The following is a 20,585-nucleotide window of genomic DNA, read 5'->3' on the forward strand; positions in this document are numbered from 1 at the left end:
AAGTCATAAAACGAAAACCGTTTTATGACTTTGTCAACAATCTGAAACCCGGCACAAGTGCCGGGTTTTATTCAATCCATCCAGTTTCTTTCAGTTTTTTCAAACTGATCGGAAGAACGGAATCCTTCATGATAAAGCTGAATTTTTTATTGCGGGAAAGGTTTTCCGGAAGCTCATGAAACAAAACCGGGCCTTTCGTTTCAAAGTAATCAGCTTGCTTTTCAAGCTTTTCTATATCTGCAAAATATATATTTTTCACAATCACTTTTTCTTTACCGAGAACTTTATACTGTCCGAGGTACTTGAGGCTTTTCACTCTCGCACCCGTCTCTTCCTTCACTTCCCGGAGCGCCGCCTCTTCTGCGCACTCCATCGGCTCTACTTTCCCGCCTGGAAACTCATAGCCTCTGTCCTCATGTTCTGTTAAAAGCCATTTGCCGCCAAAACGGCAAATCACCCAGACGTGCTTCGGGCTGTCCGAGAAAGGCTGATCGTCAAAGGAAAGCTGAACAGTATTCTGATAATAATCTTTAAACTCGTACATGTTTATCCCTCAAATCCGTTCCTAGCTATCTTCCATACATCATACCACAGTTATGTTTCTTCGGAAGCCCTTTATCAAAAAATAAGGAAGCCCAGCACGCCATCAGGGTCTAAAAAACAGATAGACTAGCTCGTACAGGTTTTTGCCGTGTCTTTTGCCAGAATGTGCGACTGACGCTCTGGGCTTTATTATGGCCTGTGAATAGTTAAAAGTTACGGTTTGCGCTTGAATTTATTTTTTAACGTGTCTAAAAGATCGACAAGCATCTGAGGAACAGGTATGCCGAGAGAGCTGGCTGTCACTACAATTTGCACAGATTCATAAAGAATATAAAACATGATTGCCAAGTCACGTATTGACCCCTGTGCATTCAGCAGCTGATCAAAAAAGTGGCAAACAGAGATCAGAGCCAGCGTGACTAGTTTTTTGACAAGCCGGGCAAATACCTTTTTAAACACCAACTTGTGAATAATCGATTCCTTCAAGGTCGTACTGATAAATTCAATTGCCATAAGAGAGAGCAAAATCAGAAATGAATACTGAAAACCGCCAAAGAAAAAACCCGCTGCTGAAACGCTGACTGTTAAAAACGAAAAGATGCCAAAGTCTCTATCCATTTATACCAACATCCTTTCACAGAAACGGCCTTACCATATTCTATGGAAAACAAGCCGAACGGATTGGATTTTTCAGAAAAATGGACTGGTTGTCGCCTATTTTTTTCAGATACAATATCAAAAGCCGGACGTCTATATATAAGACATCCGGCCTTTCTTTATTGCATTTATCCCAGATAAGCTTTCAGCATCCAGTTGTGTTTTTCAATATTTTGATGGATCGCAAGCAGCATATCCCCTGTTGTTTCGTCACCGACTTCATCAGCTAAATCCATGCCGCTTTTCAGCTCTTCCGCGATGACAGTGAAATCATCATATACGCTCTGAACCATTTGTTCAGCTGTTTCATTTCCTTCCGCTTCTTTTACAGAAGCCGTTTCCAAGGATTCCTTCATCGTCGCAATCGGTTTTCCGTTCAGCGCCAAAAGACGCTCTGCCAAATCATCGATATAAGTGGCTGTTTCATTATACAACTCTTCAAACTTTTCATGAAGAGTGAAGAAATCTTTCCCTTTCACATACCAATGATAATTATGTAGTTTCACATACATGACGGTCCAGTTGGCGACTTGTTTGTTCACTGCTTGAATCAATTGTTCTGACATGATTATCTTCCTCCTTGTTTATATGAATATGTATACCCTCTATATCGTACGCTAAAACCTCTTTTTTACCCTTATCTGTCACGATTTGCTTTCCTATGCTACAATTGTTAAAAAACGGGAGGTGGAATGTCATGGCGCTTCTCATTACGGTAAGTATATTGATTGTGCTGGCTGTTTTGCTTGTAACCATTTGGACCACAGTAAAAGCCTACAATGTAAAGCACACCATCGATCCTCCGCAAGAACCAAACTCTGATTCAAACAGTCAATGATCGTGTGAATGCTCGTCTTCAGACTGATTGCCGGCAGCATCGGCGTCCCCGACTTGGACTTTTATGGTCGGCATGCTATGCTGTTTTTTTGCTGTGACATGGGATTGAACAGTGTATATCCCATCTTCCTTAAACGTTGTTTCCAATCGGTACACGCCTTTTTCTTGCTTTGCTTTAAACATGTGGCTGGCGTCTTTTTCTCCTTCTTTCCACACTTCAAACTCCACTTCATCGGCGTCCGTCACCGTTTCGTCACCATATGATACCGCTGCTTCATATGCGGCACTTTCTCCGGGATTTACTTTTTCAGGGCCGGTCAGCTTGACATCCAACACCTCAGGCGTCTCAGCTGCAGTGTTTGCTTTGGTTTCACCAGATCCGCAGCCACTAAGCAAAAAAGCAGAAAAAAGCAGAACAACTAACCTCTTTTTCATGCCATCACCCTTCTTTCATCGTTTACTTAAATAGTAGCAAACGCTTACAGTAAATGGTACATAAAAAATGATACGTCACAAAAAAGACCTTTTTGCATAAGCGCAAAAAGGTCTTTTTATCTTTATCCAAATACTTTCAGCAATTCTTCTTTATCCTGTGACAGCCAGAAACGCATGAAACGTTTAGCGCCTTCCAGATCATGAAGCTTCGCTTGGCCGCACTGCTTTTCATTCGCAGCCGGAATTTCGGTAATCTCTACCGCTTCCTTCATTGTGTCTTCAAGAAGATCAACAATTTCCTCTGGTGAAGGTTCTCCGCTCACAACAAGATAATAGCCGGTTTGGCAGCCCATTGGAGAAATATCAATGATATCAAAATGATCGTATTTCTCAGCGTGAGAACGAATCGTGAACGCGAGCAAATGCTCAAGTGTATGAATAGTGTCAGGCTTCATCGCCTGTTTATTCGGCTGGCAAAAACGAATATCAAATTTATTTACAACGCCGTCTGTTCCTACTTTATGCACGCCGCAATGTCTTACGTATGGAGCAACAACAGCATTATGATCTAGCTCAAAACTTTCTACTGAAGGCATAATGGCACTCTCCTCTTTTTAAAAATGTAATTTCATTATAACATAGCGTTCCGATAAGAATGATCGAATAACTTTTCAATTTGCGTTTTTTTTCTTATACTGGCATCAGAAAGGTTGCTGAAGACATATGAAAACCCTATTTATCACTCTGATTAGAGGATATCAAAAATTCATCTCGCCGCTAACACCGCCAACATGCCGCTTCTATCCGACTTGTTCCCAGTATGGAATTGAAGCATTGAAAACGCACGGCGCTTTAAAAGGCGGATGGCTGACCATCAAACGGATTATGAAATGCCACCCGCTCCATCCGGGAGGAGTCGATCCCGTTCCTGAAAAGAAACGAAAACATTAATCGTTATAGCCGTTTACAATAAGATCCAATTTCCCTGTTTCAGGATCAATAACTAGGCCATGGACTGGAACATTTTCTGGAAACAGCGGATGATGTTTAATAACGTGTACACTGTCTTTCACACTTGCTTCTACTGAATCAAAGCTTTTAAACCATTGATCAAAGTCAACACCGGAGTACTTTAATGTATTGATGCGTTCTTCGGAAATTCCTCTTTCTTTGATTCTTTTCAGCATGCTCTCACTGCTGATTTTGCTCATTCCGCAATCGTGATGCCCAATCACACATACCTCATCGGCGTTCAGCTCATACACTGCGACGAGCAAACTTCTCATAATGCTTCCGAATGGATGTGTCACAAGCGCACCGGCACTTTTAATGATTTTCACATCGCCGTTTTTCATATTCATTGAATGCGGAAGCAATTCGACCAAACGAGTATCCATGCAAGAAAGAATCGCCATTTTTTTATCTGGAAATTTTGAAGTTTGATATTTTTCATAATTTCTTTGTTCAGTAAATGTCTTGTTAAATTCGAGAATATCATTTAGTAGGCTCATCGCTTGTTGATCCTTTCTGGTCTTTTTACTCTTCAATATATCACAGGATTTGGCTTTTCGTCATCTTATCGAAATCAACCCGCGCATGAAAAAAGGCAAACCCTCAGGTCTGCCTCATTTCCCCATGTTATAGCGTTTTTTGAACTGCTCCACTCTTCCGCCTTTTTCATTAAATTTCTGACGGCCTGTATAAAACGGATGCGTGTCAGAGCTGACCTCTACTTTAATGACCGGATATGTGTTTCCGTCTTCCCACTCTGCCGTTTCATTAGAGGTTTTAGTAGAGGTGCTGAGAAAACGGTAGCCGCTGTTGACATCCTGAAAAATGACCTTGTGGTTCTTTGGATGAATTCCTTCTTTCATATCTATCTCCTTCTTTCAAATCGTAATAATTACGTTTTATTCTATATCTTCGCAAACATTTTGTCAATCTTCTTACATTCTTCCCTGTGTTTACATATCGTAAACCCCCTGGCATTGAAGAATAGGAAGAATAATCTAAACGAGGAAGCAAATAATAAACCCAAAATACATACAGAACGTCTTTTGAGAAAGGTGGTTTACGATTGTGGATGATTTAGTATTGGCCAGAAGCCTCTTTGGCACGACAATGGGCTTTCATATCATTTTTGCAACGCTAGGGGTCGGTCTGCCGCTCATGATATTAGTGGCTGAATTGGTCTATCAAAAAACGAAAGATGACCATTATGCGATCATGGCGAAAAGGTGGACAAAAGCACAAGCCGTTTTGCTTGGGGTCGCCATACCGACCGGGACCATTGCGGGCACCCAGCTCGCGCTGCTATGGCCGGGATTTATGGAAGTCATCGGCCGAGTCATGTCCCTGCCGTTTCAGATTGAGATTTATGCTTTTTTTGTGGAAGCCCTATTCATGTCGATCTATGTATACGCCGCAGACCGCTTGTCGCCGGCTATGAGGATTGTTGCCGTTTTCTTTGTGTTAGTCGGAGCCGCAGCGTCAGCTGTTCTCATCACGAATGTTCACGCCTTTGAAGGCACGCCTGCTGGTTTCAAAATGGAAAATGGAAACATTACTGATGTTGATCCGTGGGCCGCGTTTTTCAACCCGAGTTTTTTTGTCACCGCCGGCCATGTCGTCGTGTCCGCGTTTATGACGGGGGCCTTTATCGTCGCTTCTGTCGCCGCATACAAAATGATCCGGTCGCGAAAAAAGGAAAACATCTATCGCTTTCACCGGAAAGCGCTTTTGCTTTCATTGACAATTGGCGGTATTTTTTCATTGGTGACAGCATTGAACGGCCACGAATCAGCTCAGATGCTGCACGAATACCAGCCCGAAAAATTAGCCGCGGCCGAAGGTTTGTTTGAAACAACGTCTCACGCCCCGCTTGCGATCGGCGGTTTTACCGATCCGAATGAAGAAAAAGTAAAATGGGCCATCGAAATTCCATGGGCGTTAAGCTTTTTGGCAGCCGACCGTTTTGACACTGTTGTAAAAGGATTAAATGCGTTTCCAAAAGACGAATGGCCGCCGCTGTTCGTTCACACGCTGTTTAATGCGATGGTCGGGGTTGGTATGCTGCTTATTCTCTATTCCATTATCGGTATCGTATGGAAAAAGGTGCTCAAGAAAGACCGTTTCCCAACGTGGCTTTTGGTCATTTTTATGACGGCAGGCCCTTTTAGCATCATCGGCATTGAATTCGGCTGGATTTTCGCCTGTACGGGAAGGCAGCCATGGGTCATCTATCACCTCCAGAAAACATCGGATGTCGTGACGACGACCGGCTCGATCGGAATTCTTTTCTTATTTTTCACATTCGTTTACGCCGTGTTGGGCGCTGCAGTCGTTTATGTGCTGCTGTACTATTTCCGCAAACACCCGGTCGACGAAGATTTAAATGCAACGGAGTCGTAACGATTCCGGACACAGGAAACCAAATGGAAGGAAGATCAACAAATGGACATTACAACTGACGCTCTGATCGCCATTTCAATTATCTGGGGCTTTGTGTTTATCTACGCCGTTATGGCGACAATGGATTTCGGAGCGGGATTTTGGTCTATGATCTATTTAAACAAGGAGCACATGAAGGCGACCGATATTGCGAACCGATTTCTGTCTCCTACTTGGGAAGTCACAAACGTTTTTATTGTGGCCATCGTTGTGGCGCTTTTCAGCTTTTTTCCCGGCGCGACATTTGTGCTCGGAACCGTTTTATTAATTCCCGGCAGCATGATTTTACTGCTTTTAGCGATCCGAAGCGGCTTTCTCGTTTTTTCAAACACAGCGAAAGAACGAAAAACACTGCGATATATTTCCGGTATCTCGGGTTTTCTCATACCAGCTATTTTAATTTTGGTCCTTCCTGTGACACACGGAGGGTTTATAGAAAAAACGGACGGAATTTACAACTTGAATATGTCTAAAATCTTTTCAAGCCCGAACGCCTATTCATTCATCGGGTTTGCGATTTTAACCACTCTGTTCTTGTCCTCGCTGCTGCTTGCTGATTTTTCAAATGTGGCGGAGGAACAGGATGCGTACCGCGCTTACAGAAAAAGCGCCTTAATTACCGGCCCGATTTCACTCCTGTTTGCAATATGCATTATGCTGACATTGCGAAATGAAGCAAACTGGCTGTATAGCGGAATGATGAATGATCTCACTTGGATTATCGCCTCCTTTATTACATTTGTCATTGCGGGAGTCGCTCTTTTTCTGCCTAATAAAAGCTTTAGCCAAAACATCGGAAAGCCGCGGCTTGCACTTATCGCGATTGCGGTACAGTATTTTCTCGCCAGCTATGCGTACGGGCGGGCGCATCTTCCGTACATGATTTACCCTGATGTGACAATCATGTCGGGATTTACAGAGCCGGCAACGTTCAGAGCGCTATTTGCGACATATATCGTTGCATTTATCATCCTCTTTCCCGGTTTCTTTTTCTTCTGGAAAATGTTTATGAAGGATAAGCGTTATATCCGCCAAGAGGAATAGAGGACAAGTACGCCGGTCATACTAAGCCAGAACCTTTAATAAGGAGGGGATGGCATGGAGCAGAAAATTCTGTGCGAAGTCAACAACTGTACTTATTGGGGCAAAGGAAACAAATGCACTGCTGATGCCATTTATGTGGTCAGCCATACGGGTGAAACGGCTGATAACAGCCGGGAAACGGACTGCAAAACGTTTAAACCGCATGATTTGTAATCACAAGAAAGAGCTGCGTCAGCCAGCTCTTTCTTTTCGCATGTTCAGTGTTCTTATCTTTTTTGTCATGACCCCGTTTGCAGGTGAGAACAATAAGGCGCCTGCATACCATACACCTGTCATGGCTGCCATCGCTCCGGAAATCGAAACATTCAGCCATGTTGCAAAGAAGTAGCCCATAACTGCCGACAGCCCTCCAATCACGGCGCTGAGGATCAGCATATATAGAAGCCGGTCTGTCAGCAAATGAGCCGCAGCTGGCGGGACAATCAGCATGGCCACAACCAATACAGCCCCCACTGAATCAAAGGAAGCCACGGTCGTGAGGGAGAGCATGCCCATTTGCACATAATGAATCAGCAACACAGGTATACCGAGCGCTAAAGCCATTTGCGGATCAAACGAAGCGATTTTGAACTCCTTATAGCACACACTGATCAACACTACATTTATCACCAAAACAGATGCCAGCATCCAAAACGCTTTCGGCCCGATGTCAGCTCCGAATACCGTGATTGTATTCCACGGCACAAAAGCGATTTCCCCCATTAACGAGTGCTCAATATCGAGATGGACATTCGCTCCATACATAGAAAGCAAAATCACGCCCACCGCAAATAAAGATGTAAAAACAACGCCTATAGCGGCATCAGATTGAACCCCCTTGCTGTGGAGTAGCTGAACCAAAAATGCCGTTAACAGTCCAGATACGGCCGCGCCAATTAACATGGGTATCCCGTCAAGACTTCCTGTCACAAGAAAAGCACCGACAATGCCCAGCAACACTGTATGGCTGATCGCGTCGGCCAGCATCGCCATTCTTCTCAACACGAGAAAGGTGCCGATCAGCGCGCAGCTTACACCGACTAATATACCAGTAGCTATAATCCACGCTTCAAAACTCATTTGCGATCTGTCCCTTCTCTGATTCAGGAGACGCCTTTTGAAGCTCAGGCATCCGTCCATACAGCTTTAAAAGTGAAAAAAGCCGCTCTCTCGTTTCCTCAGGCAAACGATCCGGATCAAAATGCTCCTCATCAATTTCTATATTCGCAAGCTCCATTTCATGCATGAGGTACACCTCATACATTCGATGCTTTAAAGCGATGTGATAGCCTTTTTCTATTCCGGCCCGTGTCATTTGCCAAAGTCCCTTTTCAATACGCACAATGCATCGCTCTTTTTCCAAGTCATTCAATACCTTATGGCATATTGAAGGGGATAGCCGTCTTTTCTTTCTTACACCTTCAGCCGTTACATCAAGACCGTTCTGTTCATACTGCTCATAAATTGTCAGCAGCACCTGATCCCGGCATGTTTTGCGCCGCAGCCTGATCAGCCTTATTGTTTTTGCTGCCAATCCCCGCTTCGGTGCGCAAATCATTGAAAATAGAAAAATCGCTGTTGCTGATATGATCATTAATGGCCCTGTCGCCATACCCTTCATCGTCGTGCTAAGCAAGGTTCCGGCTGCGCCGCTTACACCGCCTATGACACCGGCAATGACTATCATTCCTGTTAATCGCTCGGTCCAATATCTTGCGGCTATGGCAGGCGTAATCAGCATAGCCGCCATTAATATCACGCCGACGGTCTGAAGCCCGATAACAACAGCACAGACGATCAGGCAAGCCAGAAGCCCGTTTAAAAAACGCACCGGCATTCCTAATCCCTTTGCAAACGCAAGATCAAAAGTAATGAATGTAAACTCCTTAAAGAAAACAATACAAAGGAGCAACAAAACTGCCGATACCCCCGCAATCAGCATGATATCCTGCCTGACCAATGAAGCCGCCTGGCCGAATAAAAAAGAATCAAGCCCGCTTTGGCTCCCCGCTCCCTGCTGCTGAATATATGTCAGCAATATGATTCCGACGCCAAAAAACACAGAGAGAACGATCCCGATCGCCGAGTCCTCTTTTGTTTTTGAAAGCCGCGGAATCAGCTGAATGCACCACATTCCAAGGAGCCCGGCAAGTGCTGCCCCAAGCAAAAAGAACGGCAATGATTTTTGCCCGGTAAACAGAAAAGCGAGACACACTCCCGGCAGAGCTGAATGGGCCATCGCATCGCCAATTAAACTTTGCTTTCTCAACAGCACAAAGCTGCCTAAAACCCCGCTTGCCGCCCCGAGTAAAAGCGTACCCGCCAGCACCCACTGTGTATTCGGATGCTGGAGCTGCAGCCACAAACTTTCAAACAATACGCTCACCCCTTCTGCTCTTCTGCCAGCACTTTATCTTTTAAAAACGCCAGCTTTCCTCCATACGTTTTTTGCAGGTTTTCGATCGTAAATACGTTTTCCGCCGGTCCGAAAGCGATCTTTCTTAGATGAAGCAGGAGGATCCAATCGAAATAATCCTCGGCAGTCTGCAGATCATGGTGGACGACAAGCACTGTTTTTCCTTTTTCTTTAAGTTCTGCCAAAAGCGTCATAATTGCCCGCTCCGTCGCTGCATCAACGCCGGCAAACGGTTCATCCATAAAATAAATGTCAGCGTCCTGGCATAGCGCCCGGGCAAGAAACACCCGCTGCTGCTGGCCTCCTGAGAGCTGGCTGATCTGCCTTTTCGCATAATCAAGCATCCCAACTTTTTCTAAAGCGGCTTGTGCTAATTCAACATCGGCTTTTTTTGGCCTTTTCAATAAACCAATCCGCCCGTATCGTCCCATCAGTACGACATCAAGCGCGTTTGTGGGAAAATCCCAGTCAACCGATCCGCGCTGCGGAACATATCCGATTCTTGTCCGCTGATTCTGATAAGCTTTGCCGTAAATAGAGATGTCTCCTGAAGCCCGGGGCACAAGACCAAGAATGGTTTTAATCAAGGTTGATTTTCCCGCGCCGTTTGGACCGATAATGCCAATTAGCTTTCCTTCAGGCACTTGCAGTGAAATGTCCTGCAGAACCGGCTTTTTATGATATGCGACCGTTACATTCTCGAGCTCAACAGGGAACATATTCTTCACCTCTTTTCTTTATTTAAGCGCTTTGGTAATGGTATTGATATTGTGGCGGAACATCCCTTCATATGTGCCTTCTTTTGTCCCCTTTTCACCCATGGCATCCGAGTAGAGCTGGCCGCCGATCGTGACTGTATGGCCTTTTTCTTTAGCGCCTTCCACCACTGCATTTATTGATTTTTCAGATACGCTGCTTTCGATAAAAACCGCTTTTATATGTTTTTCTGTCAGGAGATCGACCAGCTCCTGCACGTCCTTCAATCCGTAATCAGAATCTGTGCTTAGCCCCTGGAGGCCTTTCACTTGAAATCCATACTCTTTCCCAAAGTACGCAAAAGCATCGTGAGCGGTGACCAGCACACGGCTTTTCTCCGGAATGTTTGCAATCTCCTGACGTGACCACTTATCTAAATATTCCAAATCCTTTTTGTACTCTTTTGCATTTTTCTTAAAATCTTCCGTGTGCTCAGGCATCGCTTTGCTGAATTGCGCTTCGATTTCATCCACCGCATAGATCCATAACGGAATGCTGAACCAAACGTGCGGATCAAACGTTTTGCCTTCTCCCGCAGAAATAAGCTTGTTTTTCGGTATTGCCTCAGTAACTGCTGCTGCTTGTTTTTGTTCGCCGATCTTTTTGAGAATGTCCTCCATTTTTCCTTCCAAATGCAATCCGCTGTACAAGACAACATCGGCTGACATTAATTTTTTCGTGTCACCTTGTGACGCTTTATAAAGATGCGGATCGACTCCCGGTCCCATTAAAGCATTAACTTTCACATGTTTTCCTCCGATGTTTTCGGCTGCATCGGCAATTTGGGATGTTGTTGCCGTCACCTGCAGGCGCTGGTCGGCGCTTTTTCCCGCTGAATCAACCCCGCATCCCGTTAAAGCAAAGCAGGCCAAAAGCACTGCTGCCATCAGTCCCTGTTTCATATTTTCCCTCCTCTTTGCCATCAATGTCCGGTGGTATTATTTTATGTTTTGATTTCTTAGACATGTGACATTAAATTAGACAAAAGCATATTTTATTTAGATAGGACAAAAAGTTTCCTCAGTGCAAAATTATCGCGTTTGTCCATTTTTGTCAAGTGCAATTTTGCATATAAAAAAAACCGGCTGGGTTAGCAGCCGGTCCAAACGAGAAGGGATGTATTCAACGAACGCTTTTACTATAACAGCACATTGACATTCTCTCAAAATGCCAAAATGCTTTTTTTCTCATCCATGCTGCGTGAAAACATCCATTTTGGTCACATATTTCCGCATGATTTCCTGGTTCACCTCAACCCCTAAACCCGGCTGTTTGGACACAGAAATAAATCCATTATCAATACGGATATCAGGGGTTACAATATCCTCATCCCAATAGCGCGATGACGATGAAATATCACCAGGTATTGTGAATTGCGGCAGTGAAGCAAGCGCCACGTTCTGGGCTCTGGAAATGCCTGTTTCCAGCATTCCGCCGCACCAAACCTGCATATGATGATCTCTGCATAAATCATGAATTTTTAAGGCTTCTGTTAAGCCGCCGACACGGGAAGGCTTAATATTAATGATTTTGCAGCTTCCGAGCTCAATCGCCCGTCTCGCATCATCAGCTGAACAAATGCTTTCATCAAGGCAAATGGCTGTTTTCAAATGTTTCTGCAAGTGGCGGTGGTCAACGATGTCATCAGCTTGAAGCGGCTGCTCAATCATCATTAAATGATAGTCATCAAGCTCCTTTAAGCGGCTGATATCCTTCAGCTCATAGGAGGAATTGGCATCGGCCATAAGCGGGATGTTTGGGAACCTGGTCCGGATTGCCTTGACCAATTCCACATCCTGTCCCGGCTGAATTTTGATTTTTATTCGTTGATAACCCTCTTTTTGATAGCTCTCAATTTCCTTCAGCATATCATCAAGAGGCGCCAAGCCGACAACCACCCCGGCAGGGACTTTTTCTCTCGTCCCGCCCAATGCCTCGGCGAGAGATATGCCCTTCTTTTTCGTATAGATATCCCACACAGCCGACTCAAGTCCCGCTTTTGCCATCCGGTTGCCTTTATAGCGCGCCAGGCTGTCCGGCACGTCGGAAGGGTGATTGAATTCACGCCCGACAACATTGGGAATAAAAAAATCCTTCAGCATGTGCAAACATGTTCCAATGGTTTCCTCGGTGTACCAAGGCGAAGAGAATGCAGACACTTCTCCCCAGCCTGTGACACCGGATATATCAATGGCTTCCACGATCAGAAATTTACGCTCTTGAAGCGTTTCAATACTGTTTTTAAACGGTTTTTTTAATTTCATGCTCAAATGGTAAAGCGTAATTTTCTCTATTTCGATCATAGCAGTTCTCCTTTACGCGCATCCTTCAGCTGATTTCGCAAAAGCTTATTAGACGCATTGCGCGGCAGGCGATCAAGTCGGAAAAATTTCACAGGAATTTTATACTTCGCCAAACGTTCTTTGCAGTAGGCGGTCAAGTCTTCTGCGCTTACAGGCTTGTGCAGGACTAAAAAGGCGTGAGGCACTTTCCCCCATTTTTTGTCCTCAGCCCCAGAAACACCAGCTTCGGCCACAGCGGGGTGTGAGAGCAGCACAGATTCCACTTCAGCCGGATAAATATTTTCTCCGCCTGATATGATCAGATCTGAACGCCTGTCTAATACATATAGAAAGCCTTCACTGTCCAAATACCCCAGATCACCTGTTTTCAGCCAGCCATTTTGAAAGGATGATTCATTAGCGCTCTCCCGGTTAAAATAGCTTTTCATAACGTTCGGGCCTTTGACCATGATTTCACCGTGTTCAAACGGTTTACATGCCTGTCCGTCCCGCTCTATTTTAATTTCGCATGAAAACAGCGGTTTACCCGCAGATCCGAGCTTTTGCATACTAAATTCCGGTGACAGGGTCACAATTTGTGAACATGTCTCTGTCATCCCATATGATTGAAAGACAGGGAATCCTTTCTCACGGCATTCCTCAAGCAATGGCAGCGGCGCAGGGCCTCCGCCGAGCAGAATGCATCTGATGGATTCAGGGCAGCGGCTTGTTTCGGCCAAAAGACTGGCCAGCATCGTCTGCACGGCAGATAACATGGTCACTTGATGCCTGTTGATAGAATCCAGCACATCGCTTACTGAAAAACGCTGGTGAAGCACGACAGTCATTCCGTAGATCACAGATTTAAATAACGCGGACAATCCGCTAATGTGAAAGAGCGGCAATGCGATAAGCCAGCGGTCTTGTTCTGTTATACCCAAATTAAGCGCGGATGACACCGCACTGAAATAATGGTTTCCGAAAGTCTGCTGAACCCCCTTGGGCTTGCCGGTCGTACCCGACGTATACATCAGGGTTGCTGTTTGATCCAATTGCATATAAGCTTGGATCTCAATTTCCACTGCGGCCCCTTTCATCAATTCATCCACATCAATGGTTTGAACGATGTGCCCATAATGATGCTTGTCAAAGCTTGAATCTGTCACTAAAACGCGAGCCCTGGAATCCTCCAGCTGAAACAGCCTTTCATGTGTTGAAAGCTTCGTGTTCAAAAGTACCGCCTTCACACCAAGCAAAAAACAAGCGTGAATGGCGTATACCATCTCGGCACGGTTTTGGAGCAAAATGGCCGCGGTGTCTCCTTTCCGAACCGAATGAGCAGCAAACTGCGCCGCCATCCGCTTAGACGCCGCAAACAATTCTGCAAATGTTACGGTTTGGTTTCCATAGATGAGAGCGATTCTCTCAGGTGTCAGCTGTGCCCGCTGCATGAGCCAGTTGGGCTGTTCTGTCAGCATGTCATCATCTCCGAGGTAAAATGTCTGTATTGAAAAGAAAACAGCTTGGACCGCAAAGTCTCAAGCTGTTTGTTGACTCCGTATTGCTGATCACGGGAAACGAGGGAACTGTCCGAAATCAGGTTTGCGTTTTTCCTTAAAGGAATCACGGCCTTCTTTTGCTTCATCAGTTGTGTAGTAAAGAAGGGTCGCATCCCCTGCAAACTGCTGAATTCCAGCAAGTCCGTCTGTATCCGCATTAAATGCAGCTTTAAGAAAGCGCAGTGCGGTCGGGCTTTTCTCAAGCATTTCTTCACACCATTTAATCGTTTCTTCTTCAAGCTGTTCCAAAGGAACAACTGTGTTGACAAGACCCATGTCCAGCGCTTCCTGTGCGTTGTACTGACGGCACAGATACCAAATTTCACGGGCTTTTTTATGGCCTACGATTCGAGCTAGGTAGCCAGAACCATAACCAGCGTCAAAGCTTCCCACTTTAGGGCCTGTTTGTCCGAAAATCGCGTTATCGGCAGCGATTGTCAAGTCACATACGATGTGGAGCACATGGCCTCCGCCGATCGCATATCCGGACACCATCGCGACAACCGGTTTCGGAATGACACGGATTAAACGCTGAAGATCCAGTACGTTTAAACGCGGAATTTGGTCGTCTCCTACATAACCGCCGTGACCGCGCACTTTCTGGTCTCCGCCAGAACAAAAGGCTTTGTCTCCGGCACCGGCAAGCACGATAACGCCGACATTTTGATCGTCTCTCGCGCGAGCAAACGCATCAATCATTTCAGCAACCGTTTTAGGGGTAAACGCGTTATGTACCTCAGGGCGGTTGATTGTTATTTTTGCAATACCATTATACGTTTCATACAATATTTCATCGTATGTCCGTTCAGTTTTCCATTCTACAGCCATGATATGACCTCCTCTATTTTTCCATATGAACGAGTTAGAAACTTGTCAAAAACCCACTCACTATTTTACCAAACAAACGCGGCTGTTCCACATGTACCGTATGGCCGGCGTTTGGAACAATCTCTATTTTACTAGATGGAAGCTTCTTATGCACCTCTTGATTGATTGCGCAAAACTTTTCGTCCCACTCCCCGCAGATTAGAAGCACAGGCATGGTTAGGTCTTCTACACGGCTCCACCAGGAAGGCTGGGAACCTGTGCCCATACCGATTAAACTGTTTGCAAGTCCAATCTCATTGTTTCGCAAACGGCCAGCCCGTATCCTGTGCCGAACATCTTCGGCCAGCCGCCGCTGGGATGAAAACAAAGGGATGCCCTCCCAATACTGCACGAATGCCTTAATCCCGTCACGCAAAATAAAATCAGCTAGTTTCCGGTCCCGCATGATCCTGTCCCGCCGTTCCTCAAGCGTTTTGAGCCCCGGCGTTGTGCTTTCAAGCACAAGTACCGATACCCGTTCGGGATACGTCATCGCAAAAGAATAAGCGAGCCTTCCTCCCATAGAATACCCAATCAATTTCACTTTGTGAAGTTTCAATTCATCAAATATCTCGGCAAGGTCAGAAACCTGCCGGCTTGTGCTGTATCTTTTCCCATTCAGCGGAGCATCTGTGTCACCATGCCCTAAACAATCCATCTTGATCAAACGGGATTCAGGCAGCAACCCATCAAGAAAAGTCCATGATTGTTTGCTGCCGGTAAACCCGTGCAGACAGACGACGGCTTCGGAAGCATTGGGCCGCTCGTCTGTCACAGCATATCGGACACCGTCTGAAACGGTTATGTTTACAGTTCCCATTGTTTTTTCACTTCCCGCACAGCCTCATTCAGCATATCGCGATGGAGCTGAACTCTCGATTGGCGATCCGTTTTGATTTCTATCAAATGGAGTCCGGTTTTGTCTGCCTGCGGCGTGTAAGCTGCTTTGAATTCATCCCATGAGGCCGGACATGAATATGTTCCGCCGTATAATGCAGCCGCATGCTTGAAATCAAGCCCTGTCGGCGTACCGAACAAATCTTCAAAATGTGCTTTCTCAGAAGCCTGTGGCAGAAATGAGAAAATCCCTCCGCCATTATTATTCACGAGAATCACAGTAAGAGGAATGCCCAGCTTTTTGGCCGCCAGCAGTCCGTTCAAATCGTGATAAAAAGATAAATCACCAATCACGAGTGTAACAGGCGCTTTTGTTCCTTCACATACCCCCATGGCAGAGGAGACAACACCGTCTATTCCATTTGCGCCCCGGTTTGATAGAATCCGGAAAGAGCGTTCCTGCTTTTCAAAAAACGTATCAACATCTCTGATCGGCATGCTGTTTCCGACAAACAGCGAGCTGTTTTCAGGGACGAGATGCTGCAGGATTCGATAGAGATTGCCTTCAAACGAAACCTCTTCACTGCTGATTGTTTGCAGATGCTCACGGAACCGCCCATTGACAAACTGCCATTTCTCCAGCCATTCTGATGATCTGGCGGTGTCGGCATAAGCCATGATTGCTTCGGAAAAAACAGACGCATTGCAGTGAATCATATGCGCGCTAGCCTGGGTTGGGTCTCTCCACCCTCCATCCTCATCAATCACAATCTGCTCGATCGCCGAATCCTCCTTCAGCCATATGAAAACCGGTTTTGAAACAGGCATCGGTCCAAAACGGATGACAACATCAGGACGCAATTTCGATTTCAGTTCATCATCTTTTAAAAATGAATCATACGCATCAATGACAGTGCTTTTATCATGAGCACCGTTCCGCAGATTAGACAGCGGGTCGGCTAAAATCGGATACTGAAGCGCCTTTGACAGTGCAATAATAGTGTCTTTATCCGTATCACTGTGGAGCTCACCGCAGACGATTATTCCTTTTTCAGCCCCAGCCAGCATCGCAGCCACATCAGACAGAGATTCGCGGTCAACAGATTGTATACCCGTTTTCACAGACACGTGACGGTCTGTTTTCATTCTTCCAAACGGCTCATCCGAAAGATCGGGCATAAGCGGTTCGCGCAACGGCACATTCACATGCACAGGCCCCATCGGGCGCTTTTGTGATTCTCCGGCGGCGCGGCCGGCCAGCGTTCGAATATATCTCAGCATATGCGGAGACGCTTCTGGAAGAGCTGAGTCTGTGAAAAACTTAACAAAGTTACCGAATAAGAAGTGCTGATTTATAGCCTGCGGCGCGCCTACTTCACGCAGCTCGTGAGGCCGATCAGCAGTTAACACAATAATAGGCACTCTTGAATAATGGGCTTCAATCACAGCCGGATAAAAGTTGGCCGCGGCTGTTCCTGATGTGCAAATCAAAAGCACAGGGCGCTGCTTTGCTTTTGCCAGCCCAAGAGCAAAAAACCCGGCAGATCTTTCATCTATTTGGACATGGACGCTGATATCGGGATGCGCGGCTGCAAGAATAGCCAGCGGTGTGGATCTTGAGCCCGGGCAAACGACGGCGTCTGTAATTCCGGAAAGGGCGAATTCATCAATAAAACTTCCAATGTAATGAGTTATCGGGTTGGCTGTCAACGCCTCTCACCTCCTAATGCAGAGATCATCGGCTTCAGTTTAATCTGCGTTTCTTCATATTCAGACTGCGGTTCCGAGTCTTCCACAATACCGCAGCCGGCAAACAGCCTTGCTCTTCTGCCCTCGATCAGCCCTGAACGTATAGCCACTGCGAATTCTCCGTTATCCTGGCTGTCAATCCAGCCGATAGGAGCCGCATACCATCCTCGGGATAACGGTTCGATCTCTCTGATCACTTCAACAGCTTTCTTCTGAGGCGCTCCCCCAAGAGCCGGTGTCGGATGCAGTTTCTCAATAAGGTCAAAGAGCGAAGCCGACTCACGAAGCTGTCCAACAATCGGCGTAAATAAGTGCTGAACGCTTTTCGTTTTGTACAATACAGGTCCGTCAGGCTTTTCGATCTCGGAGCAGCTTGATTCAAAAGCGTTTTGGATCATGCCTACCACAATATCATGCTCCAGCAGATTTTTTTCATCGTTTAATAATGTAAGGCCTATCCGGCGGTCTTCTTCTTCATCCGTGCCGCGTTTAATGGAACCGGCCAGACAAGAAGACATGACAGTGCCGCCGTCTCGTTTGATCAGTCTTTCCGGAGACGCGCCGACAAAGGTTTTCCCTTCCTGTTCGATTGCAAAAACATAGCTTGTCTGCTGATCGTTCAGAAGGGTTTTAAGCACCGGTTCAATTTGGACCGTGCCGTCAAACGTGAGTAACAGCTCTCGGGCTAGAACCACCTTATCATATTGTTTTTCTTTAATTTGGCTTGTTGCCGTTTCGATTGCTTTCAGCCAATCGTCCTTATCCAGCTCTTCTGATGCTGCTATCACAGCCTGATCTTCTACGTTTGAATCAGGAACCATAAATTCGCCGGAAAAAGCTTGTAAGCCTTCCAAAACTGCCTCTGCGTTTTCCTTTCCGCTTACCCATCTGTTGACTGTTAAGAACGAGCCTTCGGCAGTCATCGTCAGCATAAGCGCCGGCACAAAGAAATCCCCTTCCGAGAAATGGTCCCATTGTGTACCTCGTTCTTCGCAAGGGTCAAAAGAAAATCCTCCGAATAACACAGGTCCCACTGCAGAATGCTGCAGCTTTTCTTCTTCACAAATATGAAAAGCCGTCTTTTTAAAGCGCTCCCATTGTTCAAAAACCTCGCGATACCGCTTGCTGTTTTTTTGATTTGTCTGGAAAACCGCTTCTTTGCCAAGACCGACTATTGTCAATTCACTTTCAGGATCTGACCAAAAAAATCGATTGCCTGTATATTTTTTTGCTCCGTAGTTGAAAAATGATAGAGGGTCAAGAGACTCGATTTGTCTCGAATAGCTTATTAAGACAGCATGGTTGACTTCTTTGGCTTTATGTAATGCATGTAGAACTTCCTTTCGGAACGTACGCTGCACCGTTGTCACCATGAGACATTCCTCCATAATCCTTAAAATGCTTTTAATACCATACACCTGTGTCTCCTTTGTGTCAAACACAGATCATGCAGTCCAAATGGCCTGCCTTACCTATTATAAACCTAATTAGAGAAATGAAAAAGAAACAAACCTTAAATTTCTTTCTCCGCCGCTAGCAAAGGTTGTATCCGCTTACCATATAAGGGGAATTTCCTATATTCCTCCATCCGTCATTTATGAAAGTTCTCAGGCGATCTGTTCATACTAAAGGTATGCATCACAGAGAAACGAGGCGATTACAATGCTTACAAAAGACCAGCTTCAGCATTTGAAACATGAACTGGAACAAACAAAAGAAAATATCTTAAACCGCTTTAAAGACAATGACCATTTTCAGCTCAATTCAGCCTTTCCGTATGATTCAATGGGTGAACTTTCAGCTTATGACAACCACCCAGGAGATCATGCAACAGAACTTTATGAACGTGAAAAGGACATCGCTCTCGACTTGCATGAGCGAGAGCACCTCCGGGACATTGAGCATTCATTGAAGGCGATAGAAAACGGTACGTACGGTATTTGTGAAGTCAGCGGAAAGGAAATCCCATACGAACGTCTTGAAGCGCTTCCGACCGCCACGACGCTCGCAGAGTATTCGTCACAGGATGTCATTTCCAGAGATAGGCCGATCGAAGAAGAAACACCTTTCGGGCAATTTGAATTTGACGATGATGAAGAAATCAGGGCGCCATATGACAGTGAAGATTCCTACCAGGACGTCGAAAAATACGGAAACTCACAAACACCGCAGGATATGGAAAACCCGCCTCTCAGCTACGATGATATGACGATGAATGCCGAAGAAAATATCGGCAATACGGAATCATACGAAAATTTTATCGCGACAGATATCACAGGCAAAGAAATTACCGTCTATCAAAGCAGAGCCCATGAGCGTTATGAGGAAGAACTCGACGAAGAGGGAATCATGACAACATTCGGCGATCTTCACGCTGATTGAACCCCCTGTCATTGGGGGTTCTTTAACGTCTTCAGAAGAAACGATCCCGTTTATTGGTTGAAGGATCATTTTAGTATTATGATCTACGCACATACGAATTAAGAGCCCCATTCACTGCCGAACAAAGACAAGTATATGGACAAAATTTAAGCAGCTAATTTATTTCCCCCGTACATCGGGGGTTTGATCCTTATAAAATGATGGGTACGTATAAATGTAAAATAAATACATACGGAGGTTGCAAACATGAAGAAAATAATCGGCGCCATAGCGGTTTTTGTGATTACTTACGCGCTGTTTTCAGCCGCAGACTACCTGTTTCCGATTGACCAAGAATGGTACAATTCACTGAAAAAACCGGACTGGACGCCACCCGGGTCTGCGATCGGCATCATTTGGGCGATCCTGTTTGCCCTGATCTCCCTTTCAGCTGCCATTGTGTACGCCGCATTTTCATTTCTAGATGCGAAGCGCTTTTGGCTTATGCTTTTGATTAATTATGTGTTTAATCAGGCATTCAGCTATTTTCAATTTACCCAAAAGAATTTGCTGGCTGCGTCGATTGACAGCCTGCTCGTCGCGCTAACAGCATTCATATTAATGATTATAGTAAAAAAATACAGCAGAGCCGCAAGCTATCTTCTTTTGCCCTATGTTTTATGGAGTGCGTTTGCGACATTCTTATCCTTTACAATCTATTCGATGAATCTGTAAACCAAAAAAGCCGCTCCT

General features: G+C 45.5%; 24 protein-coding genes. 7 read left to right on the forward strand and 17 right to left on the reverse strand.

Annotated features, from left to right (window positions below; translation table 11 throughout):
* Positions 1–67: 67 nt before the first annotated feature.
* The 3 genes from ytkD to M1D98_RS14510 all read right to left on the reverse strand — a co-directional run bounded on the left by ytkD (position 68) and on the right by M1D98_RS14510 (position 1,766).
* The gene (ytkD, locus tag M1D98_RS14500) at positions 68–544 is read right to left on the reverse strand and encodes an RNA deprotection pyrophosphohydrolase (protein WP_010329506.1); all 477 of its coding nucleotides are present in this window, start codon (positions 542–544) and stop codon (positions 68–70) included.
* Between the two features lie 212 nt (positions 545–756).
* Complete coding sequence (locus M1D98_RS14505; protein WP_010329505.1) at positions 757–1,161, reverse strand: phage holin family protein; 405 nt, start codon at positions 1,159–1,161, stop codon at positions 757–759.
* A 167-nt stretch (positions 1,162–1,328) separates the two neighbouring features.
* On the reverse strand, positions 1,329–1,766 hold the full coding sequence (locus M1D98_RS14510; RefSeq protein WP_010329504.1) for a Dps family protein: 438 nt from the start codon (positions 1,764–1,766) through the stop codon (positions 1,329–1,331).
* 131 nt (positions 1,767–1,897) lie between these two features.
* Between M1D98_RS14510 and ytzI the strand changes: the two genes are divergently transcribed.
* Positions 1,898–2,038 (forward strand): YtzI protein, encoded by a 141-nt coding sequence (ytzI, locus tag M1D98_RS14515; protein WP_039074838.1) that lies wholly within the window; start codon positions 1,898–1,900, stop codon positions 2,036–2,038.
* On the opposite strand, the gene M1D98_RS14520 is transcribed toward ytzI, so the two are convergent.
* Both M1D98_RS14520 and M1D98_RS14525 read right to left on the reverse strand, forming a co-directional pair.
* Positions 2,032–2,472, reverse strand: coding sequence for a FixH family protein (locus tag M1D98_RS14520; protein WP_268524341.1), 441 nt, complete (start codon positions 2,470–2,472; stop codon positions 2,032–2,034). The genes ytzI and M1D98_RS14520 overlap by 7 nt on opposite strands.
* Positions 2,473–2,594: 122 nt before the next feature.
* Positions 2,595–3,068 (reverse strand): S-ribosylhomocysteine lyase, encoded by a 474-nt coding sequence (locus tag M1D98_RS14525; protein ID WP_010329501.1) that lies wholly within the window; start codon positions 3,066–3,068, stop codon positions 2,595–2,597.
* 127 nt (positions 3,069–3,195) lie between these two features.
* On the opposite strand from M1D98_RS14525, the gene yidD reads away from it, so the two are divergent.
* On the forward strand, positions 3,196–3,423 hold the full coding sequence (yidD, locus tag M1D98_RS14530; protein ID WP_010329500.1) for a membrane protein insertion efficiency factor YidD: 228 nt from the start codon (positions 3,196–3,198) through the stop codon (positions 3,421–3,423).
* On the opposite strand, the gene M1D98_RS14535 is transcribed toward yidD, so the two are convergent.
* The gene (locus M1D98_RS14535; protein WP_435576214.1) at positions 3,420–3,983 is read right to left on the reverse strand and encodes a carbonic anhydrase; all 564 of its coding nucleotides are present in this window, start codon (positions 3,981–3,983) and stop codon (positions 3,420–3,422) included. The genes yidD and M1D98_RS14535 overlap by 4 nt on opposite strands.
* 114 nt (positions 3,984–4,097) lie before the next feature.
* The gene (locus M1D98_RS14540; protein WP_003219346.1) at positions 4,098–4,346 is read right to left on the reverse strand and encodes a type B 50S ribosomal protein L31; all 249 of its coding nucleotides are present in this window, start codon (positions 4,344–4,346) and stop codon (positions 4,098–4,100) included.
* Between the two features lie 205 nt (positions 4,347–4,551).
* Between M1D98_RS14540 and M1D98_RS14545 the strand changes: the two genes are divergently transcribed.
* From M1D98_RS14545 to M1D98_RS14555, 3 genes are read left to right on the forward strand one after another with little or no spacing between them, the layout of a single operon-like run.
* The gene (locus tag M1D98_RS14545) at positions 4,552–5,883 is read left to right on the forward strand and encodes a cytochrome ubiquinol oxidase subunit I (protein WP_010329498.1); all 1,332 of its coding nucleotides are present in this window, start codon (positions 4,552–4,554) and stop codon (positions 5,881–5,883) included.
* A gap of 42 nt (positions 5,884–5,925) precedes the next feature.
* On the forward strand, positions 5,926–6,966 hold the full coding sequence (locus M1D98_RS14550; protein ID WP_010329497.1) for a cytochrome d ubiquinol oxidase subunit II: 1,041 nt from the start codon (positions 5,926–5,928) through the stop codon (positions 6,964–6,966).
* Between the two features lie 54 nt (positions 6,967–7,020).
* Positions 7,021–7,179 (forward strand): DUF1540 domain-containing protein, encoded by a 159-nt coding sequence (locus M1D98_RS14555; RefSeq protein WP_010329496.1) that lies wholly within the window; start codon positions 7,021–7,023, stop codon positions 7,177–7,179.
* An 18-nt stretch (positions 7,180–7,197) separates the two neighbouring features.
* On the opposite strand, the gene M1D98_RS14560 is transcribed toward M1D98_RS14555, so the two are convergent.
* The 10 genes from M1D98_RS14560 to M1D98_RS14605 all read right to left on the reverse strand — a co-directional run bounded on the left by M1D98_RS14560 (position 7,198) and on the right by M1D98_RS14605 (position 18,844).
* Positions 7,198–8,085, reverse strand: a complete 888-nt coding sequence (locus M1D98_RS14560) for a metal ABC transporter permease (RefSeq protein WP_010329495.1) — start codon at positions 8,083–8,085, stop codon at positions 7,198–7,200.
* The gene (locus M1D98_RS14565) at positions 8,075–9,382 is read right to left on the reverse strand and encodes a metal ABC transporter permease (protein ID WP_268558856.1); all 1,308 of its coding nucleotides are present in this window, start codon (positions 9,380–9,382) and stop codon (positions 8,075–8,077) included. Before M1D98_RS14565 ends, M1D98_RS14560 begins: the two co-directional genes overlap by 11 nt.
* Positions 9,383–9,387: 5 nt before the next feature.
* On the reverse strand, positions 9,388–10,140 hold the full coding sequence (locus M1D98_RS14570; RefSeq protein WP_121643138.1) for a metal ABC transporter ATP-binding protein: 753 nt from the start codon (positions 10,138–10,140) through the stop codon (positions 9,388–9,390).
* Between the two features lie 18 nt (positions 10,141–10,158).
* Positions 10,159–11,079 carry a metal ABC transporter solute-binding protein, Zn/Mn family gene (locus tag M1D98_RS14575; protein ID WP_268558854.1) on the reverse strand — a complete coding sequence of 307 codons (921 nt, stop codon included), beginning with the start codon at positions 11,077–11,079 and terminating at the stop codon, positions 10,159–10,161.
* 285 nt (positions 11,080–11,364) lie between these two features.
* Positions 11,365–12,480: an o-succinylbenzoate synthase gene (gene menC / locus M1D98_RS14580; RefSeq protein WP_121643140.1), complete on the reverse strand. Its 1,116-nt coding sequence runs from the start codon at positions 12,478–12,480 to the stop codon at positions 11,365–11,367.
* A complete protein-coding gene (locus tag M1D98_RS14585) occupies positions 12,477–13,937 on the reverse strand; it encodes an o-succinylbenzoate--CoA ligase (protein ID WP_121643141.1) in 1,461 nt (486 codons plus the stop codon). Before M1D98_RS14585 ends, menC begins: the two co-directional genes overlap by 4 nt.
* A gap of 90 nt (positions 13,938–14,027) precedes the next feature.
* Positions 14,028–14,846 (reverse strand): 1,4-dihydroxy-2-naphthoyl-CoA synthase, encoded by an 819-nt coding sequence (gene menB / locus M1D98_RS14590; protein ID WP_010329489.1) that lies wholly within the window; start codon positions 14,844–14,846, stop codon positions 14,028–14,030.
* A gap of 34 nt (positions 14,847–14,880) precedes the next feature.
* Complete coding sequence (menH, locus tag M1D98_RS14595) at positions 14,881–15,705, reverse strand: 2-succinyl-6-hydroxy-2,4-cyclohexadiene-1-carboxylate synthase (RefSeq protein ID WP_456279673.1); 825 nt, start codon at positions 15,703–15,705, stop codon at positions 14,881–14,883.
* Positions 15,693–17,432: a 2-succinyl-5-enolpyruvyl-6-hydroxy-3-cyclohexene-1-carboxylic-acid synthase gene (gene menD, locus M1D98_RS14600; RefSeq protein WP_456279674.1), complete on the reverse strand. Its 1,740-nt coding sequence runs from the start codon at positions 17,430–17,432 to the stop codon at positions 15,693–15,695. The genes menH and menD overlap by 13 nt, the downstream gene beginning before the upstream one ends.
* Positions 17,429–18,844 carry an isochorismate synthase gene (locus M1D98_RS14605; protein ID WP_456279675.1) on the reverse strand — a complete coding sequence of 472 codons (1,416 nt, stop codon included), beginning with the start codon at positions 18,842–18,844 and terminating at the stop codon, positions 17,429–17,431. Before M1D98_RS14605 ends, menD begins: the two co-directional genes overlap by 4 nt.
* Before the next feature lie 289 nt (positions 18,845–19,133).
* On the opposite strand from M1D98_RS14605, the gene M1D98_RS14610 reads away from it, so the two are divergent.
* Positions 19,134–19,853 carry a yteA family sporulation protein gene (locus M1D98_RS14610; protein ID WP_010329486.1) on the forward strand — a complete coding sequence of 240 codons (720 nt, stop codon included), beginning with the start codon at positions 19,134–19,136 and terminating at the stop codon, positions 19,851–19,853.
* A 246-nt stretch (positions 19,854–20,099) separates the two neighbouring features.
* The gene (locus tag M1D98_RS14615; RefSeq protein WP_121643145.1) at positions 20,100–20,567 is read left to right on the forward strand and encodes a TspO/MBR family protein; all 468 of its coding nucleotides are present in this window, start codon (positions 20,100–20,102) and stop codon (positions 20,565–20,567) included.
* The last annotated feature ends 18 nt before the right edge of the window (positions 20,568–20,585 follow it).

This window comes from Bacillus sp. K7 (assembly GCF_053903245.1).

What these genes read in the sequence shown, in the direction of transcription:
- ytkD (WP_010329506.1), bottom strand. Translation starts at nt 544, where the DNA reads ATGTACGAGTTTAAAGATTATTATCAGAATACTGTTCAGCTTTCCTTT.
- M1D98_RS14505 (WP_010329505.1), bottom strand. Translation starts at nt 1,161, where the DNA reads ATGGATAGAGACTTTGGCATCTTTTCGTTTTTAACAGTCAGCGTTTCA.
- M1D98_RS14510 (WP_010329504.1), bottom strand. Translation starts at nt 1,766, where the DNA reads ATGTCAGAACAATTGATTCAAGCAGTGAACAAACAAGTCGCCAACTGG.
- ytzI (WP_039074838.1), top strand. Translation starts at nt 1,898, where the DNA reads ATGGCGCTTCTCATTACGGTAAGTATATTGATTGTGCTGGCTGTTTTG.
- M1D98_RS14520 (WP_268524341.1), bottom strand. Translation starts at nt 2,472, where the DNA reads ATGAAAAAGAGGTTAGTTGTTCTGCTTTTTTCTGCTTTTTTGCTTAGT.
- M1D98_RS14525 (WP_010329501.1), bottom strand. Translation starts at nt 3,068, where the DNA reads ATGCCTTCAGTAGAAAGTTTTGAGCTAGATCATAATGCTGTTGTTGCT.
- yidD (WP_010329500.1), top strand. Translation starts at nt 3,196, where the DNA reads ATGAAAACCCTATTTATCACTCTGATTAGAGGATATCAAAAATTCATC.
- M1D98_RS14535 (WP_435576214.1), bottom strand. Translation starts at nt 3,983, where the DNA reads ATGAGCCTACTAAATGATATTCTCGAATTTAACAAGACATTTACTGAA.
- M1D98_RS14540 (WP_003219346.1), bottom strand. Translation starts at nt 4,346, where the DNA reads ATGAAAGAAGGAATTCATCCAAAGAACCACAAGGTCATTTTTCAGGAT.
- M1D98_RS14550 (WP_010329497.1), top strand. Translation starts at nt 5,926, where the DNA reads ATGGACATTACAACTGACGCTCTGATCGCCATTTCAATTATCTGGGGC.
- M1D98_RS14555 (WP_010329496.1), top strand. Translation starts at nt 7,021, where the DNA reads ATGGAGCAGAAAATTCTGTGCGAAGTCAACAACTGTACTTATTGGGGC.
- M1D98_RS14560 (WP_010329495.1), bottom strand. Translation starts at nt 8,085, where the DNA reads ATGAGTTTTGAAGCGTGGATTATAGCTACTGGTATATTAGTCGGTGTA.
- M1D98_RS14570 (WP_121643138.1), bottom strand. Translation starts at nt 10,140, where the DNA reads ATGTTCCCTGTTGAGCTCGAGAATGTAACGGTCGCATATCATAAAAAG.
- M1D98_RS14575 (WP_268558854.1), bottom strand. Translation starts at nt 11,079, where the DNA reads ATGAAACAGGGACTGATGGCAGCAGTGCTTTTGGCCTGCTTTGCTTTA.
- menC (WP_121643140.1), bottom strand. Translation starts at nt 12,480, where the DNA reads ATGATCGAAATAGAGAAAATTACGCTTTACCATTTGAGCATGAAATTA.
- M1D98_RS14585 (WP_121643141.1), bottom strand. Translation starts at nt 13,937, where the DNA reads ATGCTGACAGAACAGCCCAACTGGCTCATGCAGCGGGCACAGCTGACA.
- menB (WP_010329489.1), bottom strand. Translation starts at nt 14,846, where the DNA reads ATGGCTGTAGAATGGAAAACTGAACGGACATACGATGAAATATTGTAT.
- menH (WP_456279673.1), bottom strand. Translation starts at nt 15,705, where the DNA reads ATGGGAACTGTAAACATAACCGTTTCAGACGGTGTCCGATATGCTGTG.
- M1D98_RS14605 (WP_456279675.1), bottom strand. Translation starts at nt 18,844, where the DNA reads ATGGTGACAACGGTGCAGCGTACGTTCCGAAAGGAAGTTCTACATGCA.
- M1D98_RS14610 (WP_010329486.1), top strand. Translation starts at nt 19,134, where the DNA reads ATGCTTACAAAAGACCAGCTTCAGCATTTGAAACATGAACTGGAACAA.
- M1D98_RS14615 (WP_121643145.1), top strand. Translation starts at nt 20,100, where the DNA reads ATGAAGAAAATAATCGGCGCCATAGCGGTTTTTGTGATTACTTACGCG.